Raw genomic sequence first — 17136 nt, 5'->3', positions numbered from 1 at the left:
TTATTTCAGCGGCGAGTTTTTACGCTCAATGCTGTAGCGCTCAAGTTCTTTGTACGGCACGACTTTGCTCTTCTTCTTACGCACATCGACCACGGTCATCCGGTCGGTACAGGAGTAGCACGGGTCGAGGCTGCCGATAATCAGCGGCGCGTCGGAGACAGTGTTGCCGCGCAGCATATAGCGCAGCGTCGGCCAGTTGGCGTAGGTCGCCGCACGGCAGCGCCAGCGGTACAGCTTCTGGTTGTCGCCGGTCATGCTCCAGTGGATATCGTCACCACGCGGCGCTTCGGCAAAGCCGAGCGCAAAACGATGCGGAATATAGGTAAAGCCTTCCACCATCAGCGGGCCACCCGGTAGATTATCCAGACCGAAATCGATCATGTTCAGCGCGGTATAAACTTCGTTGATACGGACTTTCAGACGAGAAATCACATCGCAGCCCTGCTCGCTATGTACTTCCATCGGCAGCAGACCGTAACCGACAAACGGGTGGTCGGCGCGGGTGTCGCGGGCGTGGCCGCTGGCGCGCACCATCGGGCCGACATTACTGAAGTCGCGGGCAATTTCCGGGTCCAGACGACCGATACCCACGGTACGCTGTTCCATATTCGGCGTGCTCAGCAGCATATCCACCAGCTCCTGCACGTCACGACGCATCTGCTGCGCCAGTTGACGGGTCTGGATCATGTCCTCTTTGAGCAGATCGCGGCGAATCCCGCCGATCAGGTTCAGTCCGTAAGTTTTGCGCGCCCCGGTCAGTATCTCTGCCATTTTCATGGAGGTTTCACGCACGCGGAAGAACTGCATAAAGCCGGAGTCAAAGCCGGTAAAGTGGCAGGCCAGGCCAAGGTTGAGCAGATGCGAGTGCAGGCGTTCCACTTCCAGCAGAATAGCGCGGATCATCTGCGCACGTTCCGGCACCTGAATGCCCATCGCGTTTTCCACGGAAGTGGTGTAGGCGGTGCTGTGGGCGAAGCCGCAGATACCACACACGCGATCCGACAGGAAGGTGACTTCGTTATAACCCATGCGGGTTTCCGCCAGTTTTTCCATACCACGGTGGACGTAGAACAGGCGGTAGTCGGCGTCGATAATGTTTTCGCCATCGACGAACAGACGGAAGTGGCCCGGTTCATCGGAAGTAACATGCAGCGGGCCAATCGGCACCACGTTATTTTTCTTGTCACCCAGCTCGTTAATGAACTCGTAGGTTTCCGCATCGGTGGTCGGCGCCGGGCGCTGACGATAATCCATGCTGTCTTTACGCAGCGGATAGAGTTCATCCGGCCAGTCGTCCGGCAGCACCAGACGGCGCTCGTCCGGCAGACCGACCGGGATTAAACCGTACATGTCGCGTACTTCGCGCTCACCCCACACGGCAGCCGGCACGCGCGGCGTAACGGATGGGAATTCCAGCTTATTGGCATCCACTTCAACGCGGACGGTGATCCAGCACTTCGTGCCCTGCTCCATCGACAGCACGTAATAAACGGCATAGTGGCCGCACAACTGGCGTTCGTCATTACCGAACAGCACCGACAGCCACCCACCCTGCTGGTAGTAAAGAAACTCCACCACTTCCGGCAGGTAGTTCACTTTCACCGTAATAGTCAGCTGATCTTTGGTCTGCCAGGCTTCGTCCAGCACGACGCCCGGAAAGGCCTGGTGCAGCGCCGCAAGGTATTGTTGACCTAATTTTTCTTCAGACATGCTCAAACTCTCTTAAATCACGCCGCCAGCAAGGAGACGAAGGCTAAAAACGCAAACCCAAAACCGGCCCAGGTCACGCGTGAAGTGGCGCAAAAACGCAGTCGCGCCATGCTGTTTTCAAACAGGGCGATCACCAGTACGCCGACAATCAGCTTGACGACGGCAATCACCAGCGCCAGCAACAGTCCGCCTGCGCTGAAGGTTTCCATCTGTCCCCACGGCAGAAACACGCCGACGAACATTTGCAGCACCACCAGTTGCTTAAGGCTGATGCCCCATTTCAGCACCGCAAAGCCGCTACCGCTGTATTCGGTCAACGGCCCTTCCTGCAACTCCTGCTCCGCTTCCGCCAGGTCGAACGGTAGCTTGCCCATTTCGATAAAGGTGGCGAAGGCGCAGGCGCACAGCGCCAGAATCAGCGGAATACTGCGCGCGACAGGCCAGTGATAAATGGTATCGGCGATATTGCTGATATGAGTTGAACCCGCCACCTGCGCGGCGACCCACAGACCCAGCAGCAGAATCGGCTCCACCAGCACGCCGAGCATCGCTTCACGGCTGGCGCCGATCGCGGTGAACGGACTGCCGGTGTCCAGGCCTGCAATAGAGAAGAAGAAACGGGCGATGGCGAACAGGTAAATCAGGGTGATTAAATCACCCAGTTGCGGCAACGGAGATCCAACGGTGACGACCGGCAGCGCGGTGGCGATAGTCAGCATCACGCCGACCATCACAAACGGCGTCAGGCGAAAAACCCAGCCGGAGTCCGCGGGCGCAATACTCTGACGACCGAGCAGTTTGATAATGTCGCGGTACTCCTGCAACACGCCCGGCCCACGGCGATTGTGTAGACGGGCGCGCGCCACGCGAGTAATACCGGACAGCAATGGCGCAACGGCAAATAGCACCAGCGCCTGAATTAACGGATAAAACACACTCATTTTCAGGCTCCTCGTGAAACCACAATCACCACCAGCACCGCCAGCTCAATCAGCGCCAGACGACGGAACAGCACCGCGGCCGCCGCGTTCTGCCAGCCCGGCACCAGCGATACCGGGTTAAGCCATTTACGCAGTTTAAGTACCGGGGCAAAGGCCTCTTTCACCGGCATGGCAAAACCGTGCGCGGTAATCACCATCGACTGCTCATGATCGTAGCCGCACACCCAGGCCGCGCCGCGAGAACGCGACGGCAGACGGTTGCCTTTGAACATCGCCATAATGATGAACGGCAATAGCGGACAGGCGACCAACAGCAGCGTGATCATCGGCTGCGATACGGTGGTGTGCGCGGTTTCCAGCGGCAACGGTACCGCAGTGGAAATCATCGGCAGCAGCCACGGCGCGGCAACCCCGCCCAGTACACAGCAAATCGCCAATGCCACCACGCTGACGCCCATCAGGATCGGCGCGCAGCTGGCATTTTCAGCTTCCTTCGTGCGCGGCGCGCCAAGGAACGTCACGCCGTAAACTTTCGCCATACACATCACCGCCAGCGCGCCGGTAATCGCCAGGCCAACCGCCAGCAGCGGTCCTAACAGACGACCAACAAACGCGCCGCTGTTGCCCAGTTTGAAGAAGGACTGATAAATCACCCACTCGCCGGCAAAGCCGTTCAGCGGCGGCAGCGCGGCCATCGCCATCAGACCGACCAGCATGGCGATAGAAATAACCGGCATCCGTTTACCAATACCGCCCAGTTTTTCGATATCGCGATGACCGGTACGGAACCAGATGCTGCCCGCGCCCAGAAACAGCACGCTTTTAAACAGGCTATGGTTCAGCAGGTGATAGAGCCCGCCGGTCAGACCCAGCGCGATCAGTACCGGCTGATTGAGAGCAATCCCGGTAACGCCTGCGCCCAGACCGAGCAAAATGATGCCGATATTTTCCAGCGTGTGATAGGCCAGCAGACGCTGAATGTTATGCTCCATCAGCGCGTACAGACCGCCGACAAAGGCGGTGATCATCCCAAGCACCAACAGCGCCACGCCCCACCACAGCGGCGCATTGCCGCCAAGCAGAGATAGCGTGAGAATGCCCAGCAGTCCGATTTTCATCACTACGGTCGAGAACAGCGCGGCGGCGGGAGCGCTGGCGTTGGCGTGCGCCTGCGGCACCCAACCGTGTAGCGGGATAATCCCGGCCAGCAGACCAAAACCGATAACGCCGAGCAGCCAGATATCGGAGCCCAGCGGCAGTTGCTGAGCGCGTTGATCCAGCAGCCCCAGATCCAGCGTGCCGTAGCGCTGCCACACCAGCCAGCAGGCGATTGCCAGCAGCAGCGTACCGAGACGGCCCAGCGCAAACCACAGTTTGCCCTCTTTGCTACCGCCGGTGAGGAACACGGCGCAGAGCGCCATGATTTCCGCCATCACCACCATCGTCCCCAGATTACTGGCGACCACGGCGCAGACGGCTGCCGCCATCAGCAGGTTGATCAACAGTCCGTTGGCTTTTACCTGTGGATGGCGATGCCAGTCGATATTGAACAGGCTGACGAACAGACCGCACAGCCCCAGCGTAATCAGCCAGATAGCATTCAGCGGCGTTATTTGCAGCATGTGGCCGGTAAACGGCATCACGCCGCTCACCGTAACGGCGCTGGTCAGTGCGGTGAACCCCGCGCCAGCCGTACACAGGCTGCCGACCGCGCCGCCGATACCGGCAATCCAGCCGCTCAGCGCTTTATGAAACGAAAACAGAAACGCCAGAACGGCGGCGGCGGCAAACCACGCGACGCCGCTAGTAATCAGTGAAAGTGAACTCATTATGCATCCCCACTCTGAGCCTGCTGAAACAAGGTGAGATCGCCAAAATCGGTATTAAACGTCAGCTCACGTTTACGTTTGCTGGCGCGGGCGATATCCGTGTTATCCACCAGGTGTAGCGCTTTAGTCGGGCACATCCGCACACAGGCCGGGCCTTGCTCGTCAAAGCTGCACAGGTCGCATTTCACCGCAATAGCGCGTACGCCCGGCACCCAGTCGAGCAACGTACTGACGCGCGCAGGCGCTGGCGGCGCGGGCGGCGCTTTCGGCGTATTGGCGTTCGCTGGAATATGCAGCGGACGGCTGCCGGAAAACTCAATAGCGCCAAACGGACAGGCAATACCGCACAGTTTGCAGCTCACGCACAGGCTTTCATTAAGCTGGACAGCGCCGTCAACGCGATTAATCGCGTTAACCGGGCATACCGTGGCGCATGGCGCATCTTCACAGTGGTGACAAAGCTGCGGCGCAGATTCTTTTTCATTCAGCATCACTTTCAGGCGCGGCATTGACTGCAGGCCATGCTGGCGATGCGTCTCTGAACAGGCGGCCTCACAGGTGTGGCAGCCGATACAGAGAGTGGAGTCAGCAATTACAAAACGATTCACCAGGCATTCCTCAGGTGATTGTCATTTTTGACGAAAACATGCCGTTGAAATGTCATTTTCGACACTTATCGACACGCCCATCCCCAAAACATTCATGACGTGGCGCAACGCCACATCGCGAATCAAAGCGGGCAACGCCTCAGGCTTATACCGCCGGGCTGTTTCCCTTTACCAATTGACGCAAATTAACCGGCGAGTTGTTTTCTACAGCGGTATAGAGGCTGTCGTAAACGCTGGCGATTTTTTCCAGATAGTGCTCCAGCACCTGCTCGCGATCGCGGTTGTTAACCCGTTCGTCAACCTTGCCGTCGATATCGAGCTGCGCCTGTGCAATCAATTGTTTATCTTCGCCATCTTTGGTTTCAACGTAGTACTCAATGGTGTGGCTGTTAAAACCATCCGCCAACGCGACGTAAATACGAAAGTGCTCAAACAGGACAAAGCAAAGATCCCTTTCCGGCGCGCAGCTCATTGCGTGATGCAGGCGCGCTTTCGAGAGGGTGATCCCCTGAACCAGCGAGTTGCAGTAAATATGCCACTGGTCCTGTAGGCGACGATGCCGTTGCGCGATGTAATCGGCCTTTTCGCTTATTTCCCAAATAGTCATGTCAGGTTACCCGTTTAACAGAGATGCCTGCGTTAAGCATTTTCCATGCCAATTTTTAACTTATTGTTTTTAATGGCAGACGAGCACAGTCACTGCCGTTTCGACGCGGTGACGACATGTCATTTCGTCATTGTCGACATTGACCTGCCAGGGGATACAAATATTGGCATAAATATTGCTTTACAGGGGCAACCACTACGGGAGGCGATATGCACGAAATCACCCTCTGCCAACGGGCACTGGAATTGATTGAACAACAGGCTTCAGCATACGGTGCAAAACGTGTGACAGCCGTCTGGATCAAAATTGGCGCATTTTCTTGCGTGGAAACCAGCGCTCTTTCCTTTTGTTTTGATCTGGTATGCCGCGGCACGATAGCAGAAGGTTGTAAACTGCACCTCGAAGAACAGGAAGCCGAATGCTGGTGTGAGCATTGTCAACAATATGTCACGTTGTTAACCCACCGTGTACGTCGTTGTCCGCAATGTCATAGCGATACGCTGCGAATTGTGGCCGATGACGGCTTACAAATTCGGCGCATAGAGATTGATGAAACTGAAGATTAATGCCGGATAGACGCTCGCGTCGCCATCCGGCAAAAAGCCTGTAACAAGAAAAAGATCAGGAGTAAGCGATGTGTACGACTTGCGGTTGCGCTGAAGGCAACCTTTATATAGAAGGCGATGAACATAATCCGCACTCAGCGTTTCGTAGCGCGCCCTTTGCCCCAGCGGCTCGCCCGGCGCTGAATATTACCGGCATTAAAAAGCCTGACTTTACCCCAAGTCAGACCGTAGAAGGCGATCTGCATTACGGCCACGGCGAAGCCGGAACCCACGCGCCTGGTATGAGTCAGCGGCGGATGCTGGAGGTTGAAATCGACGTGCTGGACAAAAATAATCGTCTGGCTGAGCGCAACCGCGCCCGTTTCGCCGCCCGCCAGCAACTGGTGCTCAACCTGGTGTCCAGCCCCGGGTCCGGTAAAACCACCCTGCTGACCGAAACGCTGATGAAATTGAAAGACCGTGTACCGTGCGCGGTGATTGAAGGCGACCAGCAGACAGTGAACGACGCCGCCCGCATCCGTGCTACCGGCACGCCCGCCATTCAGGTCAACACCGGTAAAGGCTGCCATCTTGACGCGCAAATGATCGCCGACGCCGCGCCGCGCCTGCCGCTGGATGACCGCGGTATTCTGTTTATCGAAAACGTCGGTAATCTTGTCTGCCCGGCCAGCTTCGATCTGGGCGAAAAGCATAAAGTCGCAGTGCTTTCCGTGACCGAAGGTGAAGATAAGCCGCTGAAGTATCCCCATATGTTTGCCGCTGCGTCGCTCATGCTGCTCAATAAAGTCGATCTGCTGCCCTACCTCAATTTTGACGTTGAGAAGTGCATCGCCAGCGCGCGTGAAGTGAACCCGGAGATTGAAATTATCCTGATTTCCGCCACCAGCGGCGAAGGCATGGATCAGTGGCTGGCCTGGCTGGAGGCGCAGCGATGTGCATAGGCGTGCCGGGTCAAATCCGCGCCATTGACGGCAATCAGGCAAAAGTTGACGTCTGCGGCATTCAGCGCGACGTCGATCTCACATTAGTTGGCAGTTGTGATGAAAACGGTCAGCCGCGTCTGGGTCAGTGGGTGCTGGTTCATGTCGGATTCGCCATGAGCGTCATTAACGAAGCGGAAGCGCGCGACACGCTCGACGCGCTACAAAATATGTTTGATGTTGAGCCGGACGTCGGCGCACTGCTGTATGGTGAGGAGAGATAATGCGTTTTGTTGACGAGTACCGTGCGCCGGAACAGGTAATGCAGCTCATTGAACACCTGCGTGAACGCGCCGCCCTTCTTCCTTACACTGCCGAACGTCCGTTGCGCATTATGGAAGTCTGCGGGGGTCATACCCACGCAATTTTTAAATTTGGTCTCGATCAGTTACTGCCCGAAAACGTGGAGTTTATTCACGGCCCCGGTTGTCCGGTCTGCGTGCTGCCGATGGGACGCATCGACAGTTGCGTGGAAATCGCCAGCCATCCGGAGGTGATTTTCTGCACCTTTGGCGATGCCATGCGCGTGCCGGGGAAACAGGGTTCTCTGTTGCAGGCTAAAGCGCGCGGCGCGGATGTGCGTATTGTTTATTCTCCGATGGACGCGCTGAAGCTGGCGCAGGATAACCCGACCCGCAAAGTGGTATTTTTCGGGCTGGGCTTTGAAACCACCATGCCGACCACCGCCATCACGCTACAGCAGGCAAAACAGCGTGACGTGCGAAACTTCTACTTTTTCTGCCAGCACATTACGCTGATCCCGACGCTGCGTAGCCTACTGGAGCAGCCGGACAACGGCATTGACGCCTTTCTTGCGCCAGGCCACGTCAGCATGGTCATCGGCACCGAGGCGTACCAGTTTATCGCCGCCGATTTTAATCGCCCGCTGGTGGTAGCTGGATTCGAACCGCTTGATCTACTGCAAGGCGTGGTCATGCTGGTTGAGCAGAAAATAGCGGCCCTAAGCCAGGTTGAAAACCAATACCGTCGCGTGGTGCCGGATGCCGGAAACATGCTGGCGCAGCAGGCCATCGCCGATGTGTTCTGCGTTAATGGCGATAGCGAGTGGCGCGGTCTGGGCGTGATTGAATCCTCCGGCGTCCACCTGACGCCAGAGTATCAGCGCTTTGACGCCGAAGCGCATTTCCGCCCAGCGCCGCAGCAGGTCTATGACGATCCGCGCGCCCGCTGCGGCGAAGTGCTGACCGGCAGATGCAAGCCGCATCAGTGCCCGCTATTTGGTAAAACATGTAATCCAGAGACCGCGTTCGGCGCGCTGATGGTCTCTTCCGAAGGCGCATGCGCCGCCTGGTATCAGTATCGTCAGCAGGAGTGTGAAGTTTGAACAATATACAACTCGCCCACGGCAGCGGCGGCCAGGCTATGCAACAGTTGATTAATAGCCTGTTTATGGAGGCCTTTGCCAACCCGTGGCTGGCGGAACAAGAAGATCAGGCGCGTCTGGAGCTGGCGCAGCTGACGGCGGAGGGCGACCGTCTGGCGTTTTCTACCGATAGCTATGTGATCGATCCGCTCTTTTTCCCCGGCGGCAATATCGGCAAACTGGCGATTTGCGGTACGGCGAACGACGTTGCGGTGAGCGGCGCGATCCCCCGCTATCTCTCCTGCGGCTTTATCCTTGAAGAAGGGCTGCCGATGGAGACGTTAAAAAGCGTGGTCAATAGCATGGCGGCGACCGCGCGGGAAGCGGGTATCGCCATTGTAACCGGCGACACCAAAGTTGTGCAGCGCGGCGCGGCGGACAAATTATTTATCAACACTGCCGGCATGGGGGCGATTCCCGCCGATATTCGCTGGGGCGCGCAAACGCTGAGCGTTGGCGATGTGCTGTTAGTCAGCGGTACGCTTGGCGATCACGGCGCCACTATCCTCAACCTGCGTGAGCAACTGGGACTGGATGGCGAGCTGGCGAGCGACTGCGCAGTATTAACGCCGCTTATTCAGACGCTGCGTCATATTGACGGAGTGAAGGCATTGCGTGACGCCACGCGCGGCGGCGTGAATGCGGTCGCCCATGAGTTTGCGGCGTCCTGCGGTTACGGTATTGAATTGTCCGAATCCGCACTGCCGCTCAAACCTGCCGTGCGCGGCGTCTGCGAGCTGTTGGGGCTGGATGCCCTGAACTTTGCCAACGAAGGAAAACTGGTGATTGCCGTTGAACGGCAGGCCGCAGATCGGGCGTTGGCGGCATTACGCGCGCATCCGCTGGGACGTGATGCGGCGCTGATTGGCGAAGTCGTGGAACGCAAAGGCGTTCGCTTAGCCGGACTCTATGGCGTGAAGCGAACCCTTGATTTGCCACACGCCGAACCATTACCTCGTATATGCTAGCAGCCTGTTGGCAGCATACTGTAGGCCGGATAAGACGCATTTGCGTCGACATCCGGCATTAACGCTGCATTAACGCCTGATGGCGCTTTGCTTATCAGGCCTACGGATTGTGTGACCAGAGAGTTTGCGGTCAGCCATCCGGCAATAACTTACGACTTATACCTATAATTCATTTACCGTTTTCGCACCGTTTTGCGGTATTTTCCTGGAAAAGCAACATGTCGTATACACCCATGAGCGATCTTGGACAGCAAGGCTTGTTCGATATCACTCGTACCTTATTGCAGCAGCCCGATTTGGCGTCGCTCAGTGAAGCGCTTTCGCAACTGGTAAAGCGTTCAGCGCTCGCCGACAGCGCCGGCATTGTGCTATGGCAGGCGCAGTCGCAACGCGCACAATATTATGCGACGCGAGAAAATGGCCGTCCTGTTGAATATGAAGATGAAACCGTACTGGCGCACGGCCCGGTACGTCGCATCCTTTCTCGCCCCGATGCATTGCACTGTAATTTCCATGAGTTTACCGAAACCTGGCCGCAGCTTGCCGCGAGCGGCCTCTACCCTGAATTTGGTCATTATTGTCTGCTTCCTTTAGCCGCGGAGGGCCGTATTTTCGGCGGCTGCGAATTCATCCGTCAGGAAGATCGCCCCTGGAGTGAAAAGGAATATGACCGCCTGCATACGTTTACCCAAATTGTCGGCGTGGTCGCCGAGCAAATTCAAAACCGGGTAAACAATAATGTCGATTATGATCTGTTGTGCCGCGAACGCGATAACTTCCGTATTCTGGTTGCGATTACCAACGCCGTCCTGTCGCGTCTGGATATTGATGAGCTGGTAAGCGAAGTCGCAAAAGAGATCCACCACTATTTCAATATCGACGCAATCAGCATCGTGTTGCGCAGCCATCGCAAAAATAAGCTGAATATCTACTCCACCCACTACCTTGATGAGCATCATCCGGCGCACGAACAGAGTGAAGTCGACGAAGCCGGCACGCTCACGGAGCGCGTCTTTAAAAGTAAAGAGATGCTGCTTATCAACCTCAACGAACGCGATCCGCTTGCCCCCTACGAACGCATGCTGTTCGATACCTGGGGCAATCAGATCCAGACGCTTTGCCTGCTGCCGTTGATGTCCGGCAAGACGATGCTTGGCGTGCTCAAACTGGCCCAGTGCGAAGAAAAAGTGTTTACCACCGCCAACCTCAAGCTGCTGCGTCAGATTGCCGAACGGGTAGCCATTGCCGTGGATAATGCGCTGGCCTATCAGGAAATCCACCGCCTGAAGGAACGCCTGGTCGACGAAAATCTGGCGCTCACGGAGCAGCTTAATAACGTCGACAGCGAGTTTGGCGAGATCATCGGGCGCAGCGAAGCGATGTACAACGTGCTAAAGCAGGTTGAGATGGTGGCGCAGAGCGACAGTACCGTACTGATTCTGGGCGAAACGGGAACCGGTAAAGAGTTGATTGCCCGCGCCATTCACAACCTGAGCGGACGTAGCGGGCGCAGGATGGTAAAGATGAACTGCGCCGCGATGCCGGCGGGGCTGCTGGAAAGCGATTTGTTTGGTCATGAGCGCGGCGCGTTTACCGGCGCCAGCGCGCAGCGGATTGGCCGTTTCGAGCTGGCGGATAAAAGCTCGCTGTTTCTGGATGAAGTGGGCGACATGCCGCTGGAGCTACAGCCTAAGCTGCTGCGCGTCCTTCAGGAGCAAGAGTTTGAACGTCTCGGCAGCAATAAACTGATCCAGACCGACGTGCGGCTGATCGCCGCGACTAACCGCGATCTGAAAAAAATGGTCGCCGATCGCGAATTCCGTAACGATCTCTACTATCGGCTGAATGTTTTTCCGATCCAGCTTCCTCCGTTACGCGAACGTCCGGAAGATATTCCACTACTGGTCAAAGCGTTCACCTTCAAAATCGCCCGCCGAATGGGGCGTAATATCGACAGCATTCCCGCTGAAACGCTGCGCACGCTCAGCAGCATGGAATGGCCGGGGAACGTTCGCGAGCTGGAGAATGTCGTCGAGCGCGCCGTGCTGCTGACACGCGGCAATGTGCTACAACTGTCGCTGCCGGATATTACCGCCGTAACGCCCGATACCTCGCCTGTTGCGACGGAAAGCGCCAAAGAAGGCGAAGATGAATATCAGCTTATTATACGCGTGCTGAAAGAGACCAATGGCGTAGTGGCTGGACCAAAAGGCGCGGCGCAGCGTCTGGGGCTTAAACGAACCACCCTGCTGTCGCGTATGAAGCGATTGGGTATTGATAAAGGCGCGTTAGCGTAACGGGTTGCCGGATCTGATCCGGCCTGGAGATGATGCGCGCCGTAGGCCTGACGCTTCCCCTTCACTTCTTGCGCTGATATTTTTCCGGCAATTCCGGAACGGGGCGCTTATCGTCGATAAGGTGCCGCACGGTCAGGACAGGGTGTCGCCAAAGCATTCGCGGACCTGCCCAACGCATAATCTGCTTCATCTCCTCGCGTTTAGCCGGCTGATAGCAGTGTACCGGGCACTGCTTACAGGCAGGTTTCTCCTCGCCAAATACGCACTTATCAAGACGTTTTTGCGCGTAGGCGAACAGCGCGTCGTAATGCCCCTGCACCGCTGACGCCTGTGGGCACTGGCTTTCATACAGCGCGATCATTTTTTTGATCGTCAGTTTTTCACGAGCGATACGTTTACCAGGCATCGTGCTCTCTCCGAACATTAAGGTGTATTTATTTTACACCTTATCCCTCTTTAGCACTATCACTGCATATCGTCGCCATTACGCAAATAAGAATTATTTTCATTTATTCATGCCTTGTGCTATATAACATAGCAAAGGCTATATTCGATGATTAATTAACCACATTGTTGCGAGGGATACTATGACGAATCTACATCGTCTGAAAACGCTCCTGATTGCCGGTATTGTCGCGATACTCGCGCTATCGCCAGCCTATGCAAAAGAGAAATTTAAAGTCATCACCACGTTTACCGTTATTGCCGACATGGCGAAAAACGTGGCGGGCGACGCAGCGGAAGTCAGCTCAATTACCAAGCCCGGCGCTGAAATCCATGAGTATCAGCCAACGCCCGGCGATATTAAACGAGCGCAGGGGGCACAGCTTATCCTCGCAAATGGTCTGAACCTGGAGCGATGGTTCACCCGCTTTTATCAGCACCTTTCCGGCGTACCGGAAGTCGTCGTCTCCACCGGCGTCAAACCGATGGGCATTACCGAAGGCCCGTATAACGGTAAACCGAACCCGCACGCCTGGATGTCGGCAGAAAACGCGCTGATTTATGTCGATAACATTCGCGACGCCCTGGTGAAGTACGATCCGGATAATGCGCAGATCTATAAGCAAAACGCCGAACGCTATAAAGCAAAAATTCGTCAGATGGCCGATCCGTTGCGTGCCGAACTGGAAAAAATTCCCGCCGATCAGCGCTGGCTGGTCACCAGTGAAGGCGCGTTCTCTTACCTGGCGCGCGATAACGACATGAAAGAGCTTTATCTCTGGCCAATTAACGCCGATCAACAGGGGACGCCAAAACAGGTGCGTAAAGTGATTGATACCATTAAAAAGCACCATATTCCCGCCATCTTTAGCGAGAGTACGGTTTCCGATAAACCGGCCCGCCAGGTCGCGCGTGAATCCGGCGCCCATTATGGCGGCGTACTGTATGTCGATTCTCTGAGCGCCGCTGACGGCCCTGTGCCAACCTATCTGGATCTGCTGCGCGTCACGACCGAAACCATCGTCAACGGCATTAACGACGGACTGAGGAGTCAACAATGAGTCAATCTGCGATTACCGTTGATCAAGTCACGGTGACGTATCGCAACGGTCATACCGCCCTACGGGACGCCACTTTTCAGGTGCCTGGCGGTTCAATCGCCGCGCTGGTAGGCGTAAATGGTTCCGGTAAGTCTACGTTATTTAAAGCGTTAATGGGCTTTGTTCATCTTGCGCAGGGCGATATCACTATCCTGCAACAGTCAGTCAACAAGGCGCTGAAAAAAAACCTCATTGCTTATGTTCCGCAATCGGAAGAAGTGGACTGGTCATTTCCGGTGCTGGTAGAAGATGTGGTGATGATGGGACGCTACGGCCATATGGGCTGGCTACGCCGTCCCACTGCGCATGATCATGCCTGTGTTGACGCCGCGCTGGCGCGGGTGGATATGCAGGAATATCGTCACCGGCAGATTGGCGAGCTGTCCGGCGGGCAGAAAAAACGTGTGTTTCTTGCCAGGGCCATCGCTCAGGATGGACAGGTGATCCTGCTGGATGAACCTTTTACCGGCGTGGATGTAAAAACCGAAGCGCGAATCATCGATCTACTGCGGGAACTGCGCGATGAAGGCCGCACGATGCTGGTCTCAACGCATAATCTCGGCTCCGTCACCGAGTTTTGCGACTATACGGTAATGATTAAAGGAACCGTACTGGCCAGCGGCCCTACCGAAACCACGTTTACCGCCGCGAATCTGGAACAGGCGTTTAGCGGCGTTCTACGTCATATCGCGCTAAGCGGAGGCGAAGAGCACATCATCACCGATGACGAGCGCCCCTTTATTTCCCGACGCGTGGCCAGCGGAGGAAAATCGTCATGAACTGGCTTGTTGAGCCGTTTGGCTACCAGTATATGCTCAACGCGATGTGGGTCTCCGCGATGGTGGGCGGTCTGTGCGCATTTCTCTCCTGCTATTTGATGCTCAAAGGCTGGTCGCTCATTGGCGATGCGCTATCTCACTCTATTGTGCCTGGCGTCGCTGGCGCCTGGATGTTAGGGCTGCCCTTCTCGCTCGGCGCGTTTCTTTCCGGCGGACTGGCTGCTGGCAGTATGCTCTTTCTTAACCAACGCTCACGCCTGAAAGAAGATGCGATTATCGGACTTATCTTCTCCTCTTTTTTTGGCGTCGGCCTTTTTATGGTGTCGCTCAATCCGATGTCGGTGAATATCCAGACGATTATTCTCGGCAACGTGCTGGCGATCGCGCCAGCGGATATTGCGCAACTGGCGATTATCGGCGCAGTCTCGCTGACGATTCTGCTGTTAAAGTGGAAAGATTTGATGGTCGTCTTTTTCGATGAGACCCATGCGCGTTCTATCGGGCTTAATCCGGGTCGACTAAAGCTGTTGTTTTTCACTCTATTGTCCGTCTCCACCGTGGCGGCCCTGCAAACCGTTGGGGCGTTCCTGGTAATCTGTCTCGTCGTCACGCCGGGCGCAACGGCCTGGTTACTCACCGACCGTTTTCCACGTCTGCTCATGATTGCCGTCGTGATTGGCAGCCTGACCAGTTTTCTGGGCGCATGGCTTAGCTACTGGCTGGATGGCGCCACGGGTGGAATTATTGTCGTCATGCAAACCTTACTGTTCATCACAGCCTTTATTTTCGCCCCGAAACACGGTCTGTTAGCCAACCGTCGACGCGCCCGCCTGCAGAAGGAGCCGACATGTTCTTAACAACGTTACTGGAACCCTTTCAGTTTGATTTTATGGTGAACGCCCTTATGGTTTCGGTCATTGTGGCGATTCCCTGCGCCTTACTGTCCGTGTTTTTAGTGTTAAAAGGCTGGGCGTTAATGGGCGACGCAATGAGTCATGCGGTATTCCCCGGGGTCGTGCTGGCATATATTGTGGGGATCCCCCTGGCGATTGGCGCTTTCATTGCCGGATTATTTTGCGCTATCGCGACCGGTTATCTGGACGATAACAGCCGCATCAAACGTGATACGGTGATGGGCATCGTCTTTTCCGGGATGTTTGGCGCAGGTCTGGTGCTCTATGTTTCTATTCAATCGGAAGTGCATCTGGACCACATCCTGTTTGGGGATATGCTGGGCGTATCGCTGGGGGATATCGTACAAACGTCGGTTATTGCACTGGGTATTGCGTTAATCATAGGGCTGAAATGGAAAGATCTCCTGCTACACGCTTTTGACCCGCACCAGGCGAAAGCCAGCGGGCTGAATACCACGCTACTGCATTATGGCCTGCTATGTATGATTGCGCTGACTATCGTCGCCACGCTGAAATCGGTGGGCATTATTCTGTCAATCTCACTACTTATCGCCCCCGGCGCAATTGCCATTTTGCTGACGCGACGCTTTGCGCGCGCGCTGGGATTAGCGGTGAGTCTGTCAGTTATTACCGCTTTTGCGGGCGTCTATCTGTCTTTTTATCTTGATAGCGCGCCAGCGCCGACCATCGTGGTATTATTTGCCATTGTGTTTATTGTGGTATTTATTTACGCAACATGGCGCGACAGGCGTAATGAAATCGTACCAGAGGCGCAAGGTTAACAGCAGCGTTCAGAAAATAAATACGGCAGCTGTAGTAGAAATCCACCCTATATCTGTTGTTGGTTAGTATGGTAAGCAGCTATCTTTAAATTTCTTTGCAACAAGCCTAAAGATGAGCTGCTTTACTCCCCATTTTTTTCCTGTTTCGAAATTTTTCAGAGTCTGGTTAACCCAGCACAATGTGATTATTACTCACAAGATCTGTAATATCTCAGAAAAAAATAAATTTATAACTACACGTAATATAAGAGAATGATTTTCAAATAAAAATATTTTAATTCATTCCTACTGCAATCGGTAATGCGCAATTATCATCCGGTACACCAGGGTTATGTGCAAAAGCAGTGCGCTGTAAATGCGCGTTTAATTTCAATCCCCGGAACAGCGATAGCGGTGAAGAATCCATCCCCAAACGATACATAACCTTCTTACGATAAATACTGACGGTTTTTGTTCCCAGACCAAATTTTTTCGCCAGTTCAATTGCCGGATGTCCGGAGGATAATAATATCAGCAGCGCATATTTCGCCTGAGTGACGCCGGGAGGTAGATTCCACCAGGCGTATTGATTGATATTAAACAATACCTCTTCCGGCGTCTCACCGGCATTAAAAGCATACGTAGCAGCCACGGTTTTCTTTTGTGGCCTGTGGCAAAAACGCAGCCAGGCTTCCGGAAGACGGAGCTTCTCTCGATCCGAGCGGATAGCGCAGGATAGTTCGTCTTTTAAAACATAATCCATAACGCCAAAATATTGCAGCACACAGCGATCGATATAATACAAGCGATCTGCCACTACCAAGACTTTACGGTTCTGCAACCGCGTCTGCAACGCATGAAAAAGATAAACATGCTCATGCGGGTTCAAAGCTAAAATCAGCCCAGCGTCCGGCATATCGGATAGAGAATGCAAAAGTGCGGTTAATGAGTTACACGTTTTAACGCACTTTTCCGGATACTTTTGCTTAAAAATAGACTGAAGGGCATAACAATTAGTCCAGTTAATACCGTATATAATTACATTTTTCATTTATTTATCCTTTTTTGAAAACTGACCACAGCTTCGGTAAAGATTTTTCTTCCTGGGTGACTACTGCGCAAGTGGATAACGTCCTCTTACTACAAAGGTAATAAGACCAGATACGTTATTACATGCGCAATGTCGTTACCGAAATGAATTCCTTTTACAAATCTGATAATGATTAAATTTTCTGTTTTACTTTACCG

At 54.7% G+C, this 17136-nt stretch carries 17 protein-coding genes; 10 read left to right on the top strand and 7 right to left on the bottom strand.

Annotation, left to right across the window (positions count from 1 at the left end):
• The 5 genes from hycE to hycA form a co-directional block, all read right to left on the bottom strand.
• Complete coding sequence (gene hycE, locus ACLD4K_RS09210) at window positions 1-1710, bottom strand: formate hydrogenlyase subunit HycE (protein ID WP_001288154.1); 1710 nt, start codon at window positions 1708-1710, stop codon at window positions 1-3.
• A gap of 17 nt (window positions 1711-1727) precedes the next feature.
• Complete coding sequence (locus tag ACLD4K_RS09205; RefSeq protein ID WP_000110563.1) at window positions 1728-2651, bottom strand: respiratory chain complex I subunit 1 family protein; 924 nt, start codon at window positions 2649-2651, stop codon at window positions 1728-1730.
• 2 nt (window positions 2652-2653) lie between these two features.
• Window positions 2654-4480: a formate hydrogenlyase subunit 3 gene (gene hycC / locus ACLD4K_RS09200; protein ID WP_000097041.1), complete on the bottom strand. Its 1827-nt coding sequence runs from the start codon at window positions 4478-4480 to the stop codon at window positions 2654-2656.
• Complete coding sequence (gene hycB, locus ACLD4K_RS09195; RefSeq protein WP_001079163.1) at window positions 4480-5088, bottom strand: formate hydrogenlyase subunit HycB; 609 nt, start codon at window positions 5086-5088, stop codon at window positions 4480-4482. The genes hycC and hycB overlap by 1 nt, the downstream gene beginning before the upstream one ends.
• Before the next feature lie 145 nt (window positions 5089-5233).
• Window positions 5234-5695, bottom strand: a complete 462-nt coding sequence (gene hycA, locus ACLD4K_RS09190) for a formate hydrogenlyase regulator HycA (protein WP_000158073.1) — start codon at window positions 5693-5695, stop codon at window positions 5234-5236.
• Window positions 5696-5904: 209 nt separating this feature from the next.
• On the opposite strand from hycA, the gene hypA reads away from it, so the two are divergent.
• From hypA to flhA, 6 genes are all read left to right on the top strand, one after another.
• The gene (hypA, locus tag ACLD4K_RS09185; RefSeq protein WP_000544461.1) at window positions 5905-6261 is read left to right on the top strand and encodes a hydrogenase maturation nickel metallochaperone HypA; all 357 of its coding nucleotides are present in this window, start codon (window positions 5905-5907) and stop codon (window positions 6259-6261) included.
• Window positions 6262-6329: 68 nt separating this feature from the next.
• The gene (hypB, locus tag ACLD4K_RS09180) at window positions 6330-7202 is read left to right on the top strand and encodes a hydrogenase nickel incorporation protein HypB (RefSeq protein ID WP_368372238.1); all 873 of its coding nucleotides are present in this window, start codon (window positions 6330-6332) and stop codon (window positions 7200-7202) included.
• Window positions 7193-7465, top strand: coding sequence for a hydrogenase 3 maturation protein HypC (gene hypC / locus ACLD4K_RS09175; RefSeq protein WP_000334871.1), 273 nt, complete (start codon window positions 7193-7195; stop codon window positions 7463-7465). The genes hypB and hypC overlap by 10 nt, the downstream gene beginning before the upstream one ends.
• Window positions 7465-8586, top strand: coding sequence for a hydrogenase formation protein HypD (gene hypD / locus ACLD4K_RS09170; protein ID WP_001212962.1), 1122 nt, complete (start codon window positions 7465-7467; stop codon window positions 8584-8586). The genes hypC and hypD overlap by 1 nt, the downstream gene beginning before the upstream one ends.
• Window positions 8583-9593, top strand: coding sequence for a hydrogenase expression/formation protein HypE (hypE, locus tag ACLD4K_RS09165; protein WP_001059962.1), 1011 nt, complete (start codon window positions 8583-8585; stop codon window positions 9591-9593). The genes hypD and hypE overlap by 4 nt, the downstream gene beginning before the upstream one ends.
• Before the next feature lie 218 nt (window positions 9594-9811).
• On the top strand, window positions 9812-11890 hold the full coding sequence (gene flhA, locus ACLD4K_RS09160; RefSeq protein WP_411011735.1) for a formate hydrogenlyase transcriptional activator FlhA: 2079 nt from the start codon (window positions 9812-9814) through the stop codon (window positions 11888-11890).
• A gap of 61 nt (window positions 11891-11951) precedes the next feature.
• Here the strand turns inward: flhA and ACLD4K_RS09155 are convergent, their stop codons facing one another.
• Entirely contained in the window at window positions 11952-12296 is a 345-nt protein-coding gene (locus ACLD4K_RS09155; RefSeq protein WP_001117938.1) for a nitrous oxide-stimulated promoter family protein, read from the bottom strand.
• A gap of 181 nt (window positions 12297-12477) precedes the next feature.
• On the opposite strand from ACLD4K_RS09155, the gene sitA reads away from it, so the two are divergent.
• Genes sitA through sitD form a run of 4 tightly spaced genes read left to right on the top strand, consistent with a single transcriptional unit; the run spans window position 12478 to window position 15909 of the window.
• Entirely contained in the window at window positions 12478-13395 is a 918-nt protein-coding gene (sitA, locus tag ACLD4K_RS09150; protein WP_411011734.1) for an iron/manganese ABC transporter substrate-binding protein SitA, read from the top strand.
• Window positions 13392-14213 (top strand): iron/manganese ABC transporter ATP-binding protein SitB, encoded by an 822-nt coding sequence (gene sitB / locus ACLD4K_RS09145; RefSeq protein WP_000083153.1) that lies wholly within the window; start codon window positions 13392-13394, stop codon window positions 14211-14213. Before sitA ends, sitB begins: the two co-directional genes overlap by 4 nt.
• Window positions 14210-15070 carry an iron/manganese ABC transporter permease subunit SitC gene (gene sitC, locus ACLD4K_RS09140; RefSeq protein WP_001104336.1) on the top strand — a complete coding sequence of 287 codons (861 nt, stop codon included), beginning with the start codon at window positions 14210-14212 and terminating at the stop codon, window positions 15068-15070. The genes sitB and sitC overlap by 4 nt, the downstream gene beginning before the upstream one ends.
• Window positions 15061-15909, top strand: a complete 849-nt coding sequence (gene sitD / locus ACLD4K_RS09135) for an iron/manganese ABC transporter permease subunit SitD (protein WP_076933146.1) — start codon at window positions 15061-15063, stop codon at window positions 15907-15909. The genes sitC and sitD overlap by 10 nt, the downstream gene beginning before the upstream one ends.
• Before the next feature lie 274 nt (window positions 15910-16183).
• Here the strand turns inward: sitD and sprB are convergent, their stop codons facing one another.
• Complete coding sequence (gene sprB, locus ACLD4K_RS09130; protein ID WP_183060245.1) at window positions 16184-16939, bottom strand: transcriptional regulator SprB; 756 nt, start codon at window positions 16937-16939, stop codon at window positions 16184-16186.
• Window positions 16940-17136: the final 197 nt, after the last annotated feature.

It is taken from the genome of Salmonella sp. 741265055_HSA (assembly GCF_046569525.1).
GTDB lineage: Bacteria > Pseudomonadota > Gammaproteobacteria > Enterobacterales > Enterobacteriaceae > Salmonella > Salmonella enterica.
Note: the sequence above shows the minus strand (reverse complement) of the source record. Positions and strands in the feature narration are given on the sequence as shown.

Coding starts and splice junctions, on each gene's coding strand:
- hycE (WP_001288154.1), bottom strand. CDS start 1,710: ATGTCTGAAGAAAAATTAGGTCAACAATACCTTGCGGCGCTGCACCAG.
- ACLD4K_RS09205 (WP_000110563.1), bottom strand. CDS start 2,651: ATGAGTGTGTTTTATCCGTTAATTCAGGCGCTGGTGCTATTTGCCGTT.
- hycC (WP_000097041.1), bottom strand. CDS start 4,480: ATGAGTTCACTTTCACTGATTACTAGCGGCGTCGCGTGGTTTGCCGCC.
- hycA (WP_000158073.1), bottom strand. CDS start 5,695: ATGACTATTTGGGAAATAAGCGAAAAGGCCGATTACATCGCGCAACGG.
- hypA (WP_000544461.1), top strand. CDS start 5,905: ATGCACGAAATCACCCTCTGCCAACGGGCACTGGAATTGATTGAACAA.
- hypB (WP_368372238.1), top strand. CDS start 6,330: ATGTGTACGACTTGCGGTTGCGCTGAAGGCAACCTTTATATAGAAGGC.
- hypC (WP_000334871.1), top strand. CDS start 7,193: ATGTGCATAGGCGTGCCGGGTCAAATCCGCGCCATTGACGGCAATCAG.
- hypD (WP_001212962.1), top strand. CDS start 7,465: ATGCGTTTTGTTGACGAGTACCGTGCGCCGGAACAGGTAATGCAGCTC.
- flhA (WP_411011735.1), top strand. CDS start 9,812: ATGTCGTATACACCCATGAGCGATCTTGGACAGCAAGGCTTGTTCGAT.
- ACLD4K_RS09155 (WP_001117938.1), bottom strand. CDS start 12,296: ATGCCTGGTAAACGTATCGCTCGTGAAAAACTGACGATCAAAAAAATG.
- sitA (WP_411011734.1), top strand. CDS start 12,478: ATGACGAATCTACATCGTCTGAAAACGCTCCTGATTGCCGGTATTGTC.
- sitB (WP_000083153.1), top strand. CDS start 13,392: ATGAGTCAATCTGCGATTACCGTTGATCAAGTCACGGTGACGTATCGC.
- sitC (WP_001104336.1), top strand. CDS start 14,210: ATGAACTGGCTTGTTGAGCCGTTTGGCTACCAGTATATGCTCAACGCG.
- sitD (WP_076933146.1), top strand. CDS start 15,061: ATGTTCTTAACAACGTTACTGGAACCCTTTCAGTTTGATTTTATGGTG.
- sprB (WP_183060245.1), bottom strand. CDS start 16,939: ATGAAAAATGTAATTATATACGGTATTAACTGGACTAATTGTTATGCC.